Here is an 8301-nt window from a genome sequence, read left to right on the forward strand (position 1 = left end):
CATCCACCGGGACCTGCCTCCGGCGGTGGCATTCCATGTCCTGGACGGGGCAGGGCGGTTGACGACGCATTACCGGGTGGTGCCGCTGGGCTGAGCGGGCCGCGCACGACCGGGGGCGCACACGGCGCGCGAAAGCCCGGTGGGCACCCGCTACCTGGCCCTGCTCCTGTGCACCCGCCGCCCCAGCGAGAAGTGGCTCCCTTGGCGTCTCGGCCGCCGCTATGGGCGACGACGGCCGCGACCGGGCGAACGGCGAGGGCCGCCACCCACGCCATGGGGTAGCGGCCCTCGCAACTCGCGCTCGACTTCCGGAGCTTCGGACCAGCTGGCCCGAACCCCGCGATTTAGATGTCGAAGTACAGCTCGAACTCGTGCGGGTGCGGCCGCAGCTGGATCGGGGCGATCTCGTTCGTCCGCTTGTAGTCGATCCACGTCTCGATCAGGTCCGACGTGAAGACGCCGCCCGCCTGGAGGTACTCGTTGTCCGCCTCCAGGGCGTCGAGGACCGCGGGGAGGGAGGTCGGGACCTGGGGGACGCCCGCGTGCTCCTCGGGGGCCAGCTCGTAGAGGTCCTTGTCGATCGGCTCGGCCGGCTCGATCTTGTTCTTGACGCCGTCGAGGCCCGCCAGGAGCAGGGCGGAGAAGGCCAGGTACGGGTTGGAGGACGGGTCCGGCGCGCGGAACTCGACCCGCTTCGCCTTCGGGTTCGAGCCGGTGATCGGGATACGCATCGCGGCGGAGCGGTTGCGCTGCGAGTAGACCAGGTTGACCGGGGCCTCGAAGCCGGGGACCAGGCGGTGGTAGGAGTTCACCGTCGGGTTGGTGAACGCCAGCAGCGACGGCGCGTGCTTGAGGATGCCGCCGATGTAGTAGCGCGCGGTGTCCGAGAGGCCCGCGTAACCCTGCTCGTCGTAGAAGAGCGGGGTGCCGCCCGACCACAGCGACTGGTGGACGTGCATGCCCGAGCCGTTGTCGCCGAAGATCGGCTTCGGCATGAAGGTCGCGGTCTTGCCGTTGCGCCAGGCGACGTTCTTGACGATGTACTTGAAGAGCATCAGGTCGTCGGCCGCGGCCAGCAGCGTGTTGAACTTGTAGTTGATCTCGGCCTGGCCCGCCGTGCCCACCTCGTGGTGCTGGCGCTCGACCTGGAGGCCGTTCTTGTCCAGCTCCAGGGAGATCTCCGCGCGCAGGTCGGCGAAGTGGTCGACCGGCGGGGCCGGGAAGTAACCGCCCTTGTAGCGGACCTTGTAGCCGCGGTTGTTCTCGACCGCACCGGTGTTCCAGGCGCCCGCCTCGGAGTCGATGTGGTAGAAGCTCTCGTTCGCCGACGTCTGGAAGCGGACGTTGTCGAAGACGTAGAACTCCGCCTCGGGGCCGAAGTAGGCCGTGTCCGCGATGCCGGTCGAGGCCAGGTACGCCTCGGCCTTCTTCGCGACGTTGCGCGGGTCACGGCTGTACTGCTCGCCCGTGATCGGGTCGTGGATGAAGAAGTTGATGTTGATGGTCTTGTCGCGGCGGAAGGGGTCCACGCGGGCCGTCGACAGGTCGGCGCGCAGCGCCATGTCGGACTCGTGGATGGCCTGGAAGCCGCGGATCGACGAACCGTCGAAGGCCAGCTCCTCGTCCGGGTCGAACGCCGCAGCCGGGATCGTGAAGTGCTGCATCACACCCGGCAGGTCACAGAAGCGGACATCGACGAACTTGACGTCCTCGTCCGCGATGTACTTCTTTGCGTCGTCGGCGTTCTGGAACAACATCCAACTCCTCCTACTCCCGCCCGGGGCGGGACGGGGTTGCAGCTCGTGGTGCGGCCAGTGCGGTGGCACACGCTGGGACCCGACCATAGGGACGGGGGATTTCTCAAGCATGACCCATTTGTTTCGCCCAAGTTAACCGGCCCGGCGGCGGGGGACGGGGCGCCGTCCCCGTACGGGACCCGGCGCAGTACCGTGGACGGGTGGACAACAGGCAAGCAATCGGATCGTGGCTGTCCGGCCCGCGCGCGGCCGCGGAGGACGCCGGGGTCGACTTCGGATACCGGGGCGAGCAGCTCGGTCTGCCCGAGGAGGGGCCGGGATCGATCGCCCGCCCGGGCCGCCGCATCGGCGCCATCGCCGTCGACTGGGGCCTGTGCATGCTGATCGCATACGGCCTGTTCGCCCGCGGTGACCAGCAGGCCATGGGCAACTGGGCCCTCGGCATCTTCTTCGCCATGAGCGTGCTCACCGTCGGCACGGTCGGCTGCACGCCGGGCAAGGCCCTCTTCCGGCTGCGCGTCGTCGCCGAGAGCGGCGGCCGGCTCGGCATCGGCCGGGTCCTCACCCGCACCGTCCTGCTGTGCGTCGCCATCCCGGCCCTGATCTGGGACCGCGACGGCCGCGGCCTCCACGAACGCCTCGCCCGCGCCGTGCAGATCCGGATCTAGCCGAGGGCGCGTACGGCCCATACGCATACCTACGACGGTGAAGGCCCCGGAACCGAGTCGGTTCCGGGGCCTTCACCGTCGTAGGGAGAAGCAGAGCGGACTACTTCATCTTCGGGCCGCCGCGCGGCATCCGCATACCCTTGGGCATAGGGCCCTTTGGCAGGGGCATATTGGACATAAGGTCACCCATCGCCCGCAACCGGTCGTTGGTCGCCGTGACCTGCGGGCCGGTGAGGACGCGCGGCAGCTTCAGAAGCGTGGTGCGCAGCTTCTTCAGGGAGACCGTGCCCTCGGTGGTGCCGACGATGATGTCGTGCACCGGCACGTCCGAGACGATGCGCGCCATCTTCTTCTTCTCGGCGGCCAGCAGGCCCTTCACGCGGTTCGGGTTGCCCTCGGCCACCAGGACGATGCCGACCTTGCCGACGGTGCGGTGCACCACGTCCTGGCTGCGGTTCATCGCGATCGCGGGGGTCGTCGTCCAGCCGCGGCCGATCTTGTCGAGCACCGCGGCCGCCGCACCGGGCTGGCCCTCCATCTGCCCGAAGGCGGCACGCTCGGCCCTGCGTCCGAAGACGATCGCCATCGCGAGGAAGGCGAGCAGGAAGCCGAGAATGCCCAGATAGACCGGGTGACCGATCAAGAAGCCGATCGCGAGGAACACACCAAAGGTGACGATTCCCACAGCCGCGATGATGAGACCGATTTTGGAGTCGGCCCGTCGGGTCATCTTGTAGGTCAGAGCGATCTGCTTGAGTCGCCCTGGCTCCGCGGCCGTATCCGCCGCGGTGGATTCCTTCCTCGCCATGTCGTGAAGTCTACGTGGCCCGGGCGGCGGCTACGACGTACGGGTCGCCATGCCCTCTTCGAAGACCCGCAGCGCCTCGACCCGGTCCTTGGCGCGGCGCCGGTCCTCGAGCACGGAAGTCCAGGCGTTACGGCGTGCGGTGCGCTGGCCGCCGCTCATCAACAGCGACTCCACCGCGCGCAGGGCGTCGGTGACGGACGGGATGGCGGTGGCGCGTACGGGCGCGGCCTGCATGATGGGGCCCTCCTGGGGAGCGGCTCGGGGGACGAGCGGCTGTGGATGAGGCTGGCGGTGACACTTGCGGGTAGACCCGGGAACGGAGCTGGAACCAATCCGGAACCAAGCTGGGGGTAAGGCTCTACGTGCGGTGACTCCAGGGTCACTGATTGGTGTTACCAGGGCGTGACCGACCGGTCAAACGCCGATGAAACCTTTACGCCCCGCCCCAAAACACTGACGCGGTCCGTACGCCCCCGTCACCTGCGGGGATCGTGCGGACCGCGTCGTTGCGGGTTCTACTAGCCAGTAGCTTCTTGTGCGCGGATTCACACAGGCCGCGCTGCGGCATATGCCGCAGTCACACCGCCTGCGAGGCCACGTACGCCCCGCGCTTCTCGATCGCCATCTGGTACAGCCGCCCGGCGCGGTAGGAGGAGCGCACCAGCGGGCCCGACATGACGCCGGAGAAGCCGATCTCCTCGGCCTCCTCCTTCAGCTCCACGAACTCCGCGGGCTTGGCCCAGCGCTCGACGGGGTGGTGGCGCGGCGTCGGGCGCAGGTACTGCGTGATCGTGATCAGCTCGCAGCCCGCCTCGTGCAGCGCGTGCAGCGCCTCGCTGATCTCCTCGCGCTCCTCGCCCATGCCCAGGATGAGGTTCGACTTGGTGACCAGGCCGGCCTCCCGCGCGCGGGTGATGACCTCCAGCGAGCGCTCGAAGCGGAAGCCGGGGCGGATGCGCTTGAAGATGCGCGGCACGGTCTCCACGTTGTGCCCGAGGACCTCGGGGCGCGAGGAGAAGACCTCGGCCAGCTGGTCGGGGTCCGCGTTGAAGTCGGGGATCAGCAGCTCGACCTTGGTCTGGCCCTCGGCGCGCTCCGCGGTCATCGCGTGGATCTGGCGCACGGTCTCCGCGTAGAGCCAGGCGCCGCCGTCGTCCAGGTCGTCGCGGGCGACGCCGGTGATCGTGGCGTAGTTCAGGTCCATCGTGACGACGGACTCGCCGACGCGGCGCGGCTCGTCGCGGTCGAGGGCCTGCGGCTTGCCGGTGTCGATCTGGCAGAAGTCACAGCGCCGCGTGCACTGGTCGCCGCCGATGAGGAACGTCGCCTCGCGGTCTTCCCAGCACTCGTAGATGTTCGGACAGCCCGCCTCCTGGCAGACCGTGTGCAGACCCTCGCTCTTCACGAGCTTCTGCAGGGCGTTGTACTCGGGGCCCATTTTCGCCCGAGTCTTGATCCACTCGGGCTTGCGCTCGATGGGGGTCTGGGCGTTCCGGACCTCCAGGCGCAGCATCTTGCGTCCGTCGGGTGCGACTGCGGACACATCGGCTCCCTGCTAGCTGGCGTATCTTCGATTCATCGGCGCACACCAGGGTACGCCCGTTATTTCGCGGGACTTACTTCCGGCCAACCTCTGGCCAGAGCAGAGCATTCCCTCAGGGCATTCCCTCAGGCTCCCGCGGGCTCGGCCTGCTTCTCCGTCTGCCGCTCCACGACCCTCGGCCTCAGCTCCGCGTTCTCCAGCACCTCCCGCAGATGCCGCTCCGCGACGGGCAGCACATCGGCGATGGTGACCTCGCGGTCCAGCTCGTACGAGAGCGACGTCACGCCCGCGTCCCGGATGCCGCACGGGATGATCCGGTCGAACCAGGTGTTGTCCGGGTTCACGTTGAGCGCGAAGCCGTGCATCGTCACGCCCTTGGCGACCCGGATGCCGATCGCGGCGATCTTGCGGTCCTCGCGGCGCTGGCCCGCGTTGGACGGGGCGTACTCCGGACCGTTGAACCGGGCGTCGAACTCGTCGTCCTGAAGGCGCGGGTCGAAGTCGAGGGACAGGCCCCCGAGCGCCGGACGCTCCTCCACCGGGTCGCCGAGGACCCATACGCCGCTGCGGCCCTCGACGCGGGTGGTCTCCAGACCGAACTCCGCACACGTACGGATAAGAGCCTCCTCCAGGCGCCGCACATGTGCTACGACGTCCACCGGCCGCGGCAGCTTCTGGATCGGATAGCCCACCAGCTGGCCCGGGCCGTGCCAGGTGATCTTGCCGCCGCGGTCCACGTCCACGACGGGCGTGCCGTCCAGCGGGCGCTCGCTCTCCGCCGTCCTGCGGCCCGCGGTGTACACCGGCGGATGCTCGACGAGCAGGCAGGTGTCCGGGATCTCGTCGGCGAAGCGGGCGGCGTGCACACGGCGCTGCTCGTCCCACGCCTCCTGGTACTCCACGGCGTCGGGACCGAAGCCCATGCGGACGAACCGGAACTCACTCACGGCAGGTGCCTCCCTGAACATTCACCGTGCACATATCGCGCCCTTGCCACTGTACGGGCCCCCTCGCCCGGCAACCCCGGCCCGGGTTCCTCACACGATCGGATGAACAGCGGATGAAGGTGCATCCGGGGGCTGTGATGGCCGTTACATTCGCGCCGTTCACGAGGCCATAAGGGCTGCTCAAAGGCAGGCCCGGAAGGCAGGAGACCGCACAGCCGATGACGGAACGACCCCCGCAGCGCACTCCCAACCGCCAGCTAGCCGCGCTCATCTCGGAAGCCGGGTTCTCCAATGCGGGCCTCGCGCGCCGCGTCGACCAGCTCGGGCTCGAGCACGGTCTCGATTTGCGCTACGACAAGACATCCGTGACCCGGTGGCTGCGTGGCCAGCAGCCCAGAGGCACCACACCCGCGCTGATCGCCGAGGTCTTCACCAGAAGGCTCGGCCGGCGCCTGTCCGCCCAGGACCTCGGCCTCGACGCGTGCGCGCCGGTGTACGCCGGGCTCGAGTTCGCGGCCACACCCGAGGAAGCCGTCGACATCGTCGGCGGCCTGTGGCGCAAGGACTCCGGCAGCCACGCGGAGCTACGGAAGATCGCGTTCACCCCGGCCGGGCTCGTCGTGCCCAGCAGGGACTGGCTGATCGGCCGGCCCGACGAGCGCGTCGGGCGCGGCGAGGTCGACCTCGGGCACATGCGCGTGCCCGCCCAGGGCCGCCCCGCCGTGCCCCGCCAGCGCAGGGAGTCCGACCGGGGCCCCGGGCAGCGCGTCACCAACGGCGACATCGCCGCCCTGCGCTCGGTCGGCGAGCTGTTCCGCGCGCTCGACAACGCCTACGGGGGCGGCCACGCCCGCCAGGCCCTCGTCCGCTATCTGGAGCACGAGGCGGAGCCGATGCTGCGCGGCACCTACGGCGAGCAGGCCGGGCGGCGGCTCTTCGCGGCCGCCGCCGATCTGACCCGGCTCGCGGGCTGGACCTCGTACGACATCGCCGCCCACGGGCTCGCCCAGCGGTACTACGTGCAGGCGCTGCGCCTCGCGCAGGCGGCGGGCGACCGGGCCTACGGCTCCTACGTCCTGGTCACCATGAGCCGCCAGGCCGTCTATCTCGGGCACGGACGCGAGGCCGTCCAGCTCGCGCGGGTCGCCCAGCAGGGCGTCGGCTCATCGGCGCCGCCCGTCGTGCAGTCCCTGCTGTACGCCGCCGAGGCGCGCGGGCACGGGGTGCTCGGTGAGGCGCGGGCCTGTACGACCACGCTCCAGCGGGCCGAACGGGCGCTCGAATCGGCGCGGCCGGGGGACGAGGTGCCGTACTGGGCGCGGTTCTTCGACGAGGCGCAGCTGGCCGACGAGTTCGGGCACAGCTACCGCGACCTCCAGCAGTACCGCGTCGCCGCCCAGCACGCCGAGCGCTCCCTCCAGCTGCGCGCCCCCGGCTTCGCGCGCAGCCGCCTGTTCTGCCGGGTGGTCCTCGCCACGGCGCGGCTCGGCCTCGGCGAGCTGGAACAGGCCTGCCAGCTGGGCGCGGAGGCGGCCCAGGCGGCGGGCGAGATGCGCTCGGCCCGGGCCCATGAGTACGTACGTGAATTCGAGCGCCGCCTCGAGCCGTACCGGGACGCGGCGCCGGTGCGGGGGTATCGCGACAAGGTCGCGGCGCTGGGGTGACCCGTCCTCGCGGGTGCGGACGTTCGATACGGCCGCACCCGCGAACCCCGCCGGGTCAGGCCGCCGTCGGCAGAGACTCCTCGGCGCGGCCGGGGGCGACGACGCCGAGGTCCGTGAGGACGGCGTGCGCCGCCCGCCGGCCCGAGTGCAGCGCGCCCTGCACGGTGCTTGTGTCCCGGTGGTCCCCGCAGACGTAGAGGCCGGAGAGCAGGCGGACAGGGCGGCGCGGGTCGTGCGGCGGCGGCATGGCGGGCACGGCCTCGCGGGTGTGGTGGACGGCGAGGAGTTCCCAGCGGTCGGTCGGTGTGCCGTACAGCGTGGCGAGGTGCGCGCGGACGGTCCGCTCGTCCGCCGGCGGGCCCAGCACGGTCGAGGAGACGAGGACGCGGTCGGCGGGCGCGCGGGACGGGTCGACCCGGCTCATGACGGTCGTATGGGCGACCGGGCCCGCGCGGTCGGCGTCCAGGAGCAGCGCGGGGCCCTCCAGCGGTGGTTCGGGGGCCGTGTGGTGGATCACCGTCAGCTCGTGGAAGGGCGGCACGCGCAGCCCGGGGAGGAGTTCGGCGGCGGCGCGGGCGTCGGTGGCGAGCAGCACGGCGCGGCAGGCGATCTCGCCGTGCTCGGCGGTGGTGACGGAGGTCGTGGAGACCGCCGTGACACGGACGCCTGTGCGGACCGTGCCCGGCGGCAGCGCGGCGGCGAGCAGTTCGGGCAGGACCTCGGCGCCGCCCTCCGGTACGCAGAGCCGACCGCGCGCGAAGGCGTGCAGGGCGAGGTCGGCGCACCGGCTCGAGGTGGTCAGGCCGGGGTCGCAGAGCAGCGCGGAGAGCAGGGGGCGCAGAAAGCCGTCGATGGTGCGGGCGGGCAGTCCGCGCGCGGAGAGGGCGCGTGCGGCGGGGAGTTCGGGGCGGGCA

Annotated in this window: 8 protein-coding genes; 2 read left to right on the forward strand and 6 right to left on the reverse strand. The window is 70.7% G+C overall.

Going from position 1 to position 8301, the window contains the following annotated elements; all coding sequences use genetic code 11:
* Nucleotides 1–344: 344 nt before the first annotated feature.
* Nucleotides 345–1754, reverse strand: a complete 1410-nt coding sequence (gene glnA / locus GKQ77_RS22065; protein WP_219690670.1) for a type I glutamate--ammonia ligase — start codon at nucleotides 1752–1754, stop codon at nucleotides 345–347.
* A 203-nt stretch (nucleotides 1755–1957) separates the two neighbouring features.
* On the opposite strand from glnA, the gene GKQ77_RS22070 reads away from it, so the two are divergent.
* A complete protein-coding gene (locus tag GKQ77_RS22070) occupies nucleotides 1958–2425 on the forward strand; it encodes an RDD family protein (RefSeq protein ID WP_219690664.1) in 468 nt (155 codons plus the stop codon).
* Nucleotides 2426–2525: 100 nt separating this feature from the next.
* Here the strand turns inward: GKQ77_RS22070 and GKQ77_RS22075 are convergent, their stop codons facing one another.
* From GKQ77_RS22075 to lipB, 4 genes are all read right to left on the reverse strand, one after another.
* A complete protein-coding gene (locus GKQ77_RS22075; RefSeq protein ID WP_219690665.1) occupies nucleotides 2526–3233 on the reverse strand; it encodes a DUF4191 domain-containing protein in 708 nt (235 codons plus the stop codon).
* A gap of 30 nt (nucleotides 3234–3263) precedes the next feature.
* Nucleotides 3264–3467 (reverse strand): SCO2195 family GlnR-regulated protein, encoded by a 204-nt coding sequence (locus tag GKQ77_RS22080; protein WP_125512399.1) that lies wholly within the window; start codon nucleotides 3465–3467, stop codon nucleotides 3264–3266.
* Between the two features lie 343 nt (nucleotides 3468–3810).
* Nucleotides 3811–4776, reverse strand: coding sequence for a lipoyl synthase (locus GKQ77_RS22085; RefSeq protein ID WP_219690666.1), 966 nt, complete (start codon nucleotides 4774–4776; stop codon nucleotides 3811–3813).
* Nucleotides 4777–4901: 125 nt separating this feature from the next.
* The gene (lipB, locus tag GKQ77_RS22090) at nucleotides 4902–5723 is read right to left on the reverse strand and encodes a lipoyl(octanoyl) transferase LipB (RefSeq protein ID WP_219690667.1); all 822 of its coding nucleotides are present in this window, start codon (nucleotides 5721–5723) and stop codon (nucleotides 4902–4904) included.
* Between the two features lie 218 nt (nucleotides 5724–5941).
* Here lipB and GKQ77_RS22095 point away from each other — a divergent pair, with 218 nt between their 5' ends.
* Nucleotides 5942–7387 carry an NsdA family TPR-like regulatory protein gene (locus GKQ77_RS22095; protein ID WP_219690668.1) on the forward strand — a complete coding sequence of 482 codons (1446 nt, stop codon included), beginning with the start codon at nucleotides 5942–5944 and terminating at the stop codon, nucleotides 7385–7387.
* A 55-nt stretch (nucleotides 7388–7442) separates the two neighbouring features.
* Here the strand turns inward: GKQ77_RS22095 and GKQ77_RS22100 are convergent.
* A partial coding sequence (locus GKQ77_RS22100; RefSeq protein WP_219690669.1) for an FAD-dependent oxidoreductase occupies nucleotides 7443–8301 on the reverse strand: 859 nt, incomplete at its 5' end.

Source organism: Streptomyces anatolicus (assembly GCF_019400875.1).
GTDB lineage: Bacteria > Actinomycetota > Actinomycetes > Streptomycetales > Streptomycetaceae > Streptomyces > Streptomyces anatolicus.

Excerpts from the sequence above, each read along its gene's own strand:
- GKQ77_RS22095 (WP_219690668.1), top strand. The coding sequence starts at position 5,942 with ATGACGGAACGACCCCCGCAGCGCACTCCCAACCGCCAGCTAGCCGCG.
- GKQ77_RS22075 (WP_219690665.1), bottom strand. The coding sequence starts at position 3,233 with ATGGCGAGGAAGGAATCCACCGCGGCGGATACGGCCGCGGAGCCAGGG.
- GKQ77_RS22080 (WP_125512399.1), bottom strand. The coding sequence starts at position 3,467 with ATGCAGGCCGCGCCCGTACGCGCCACCGCCATCCCGTCCGTCACCGAC.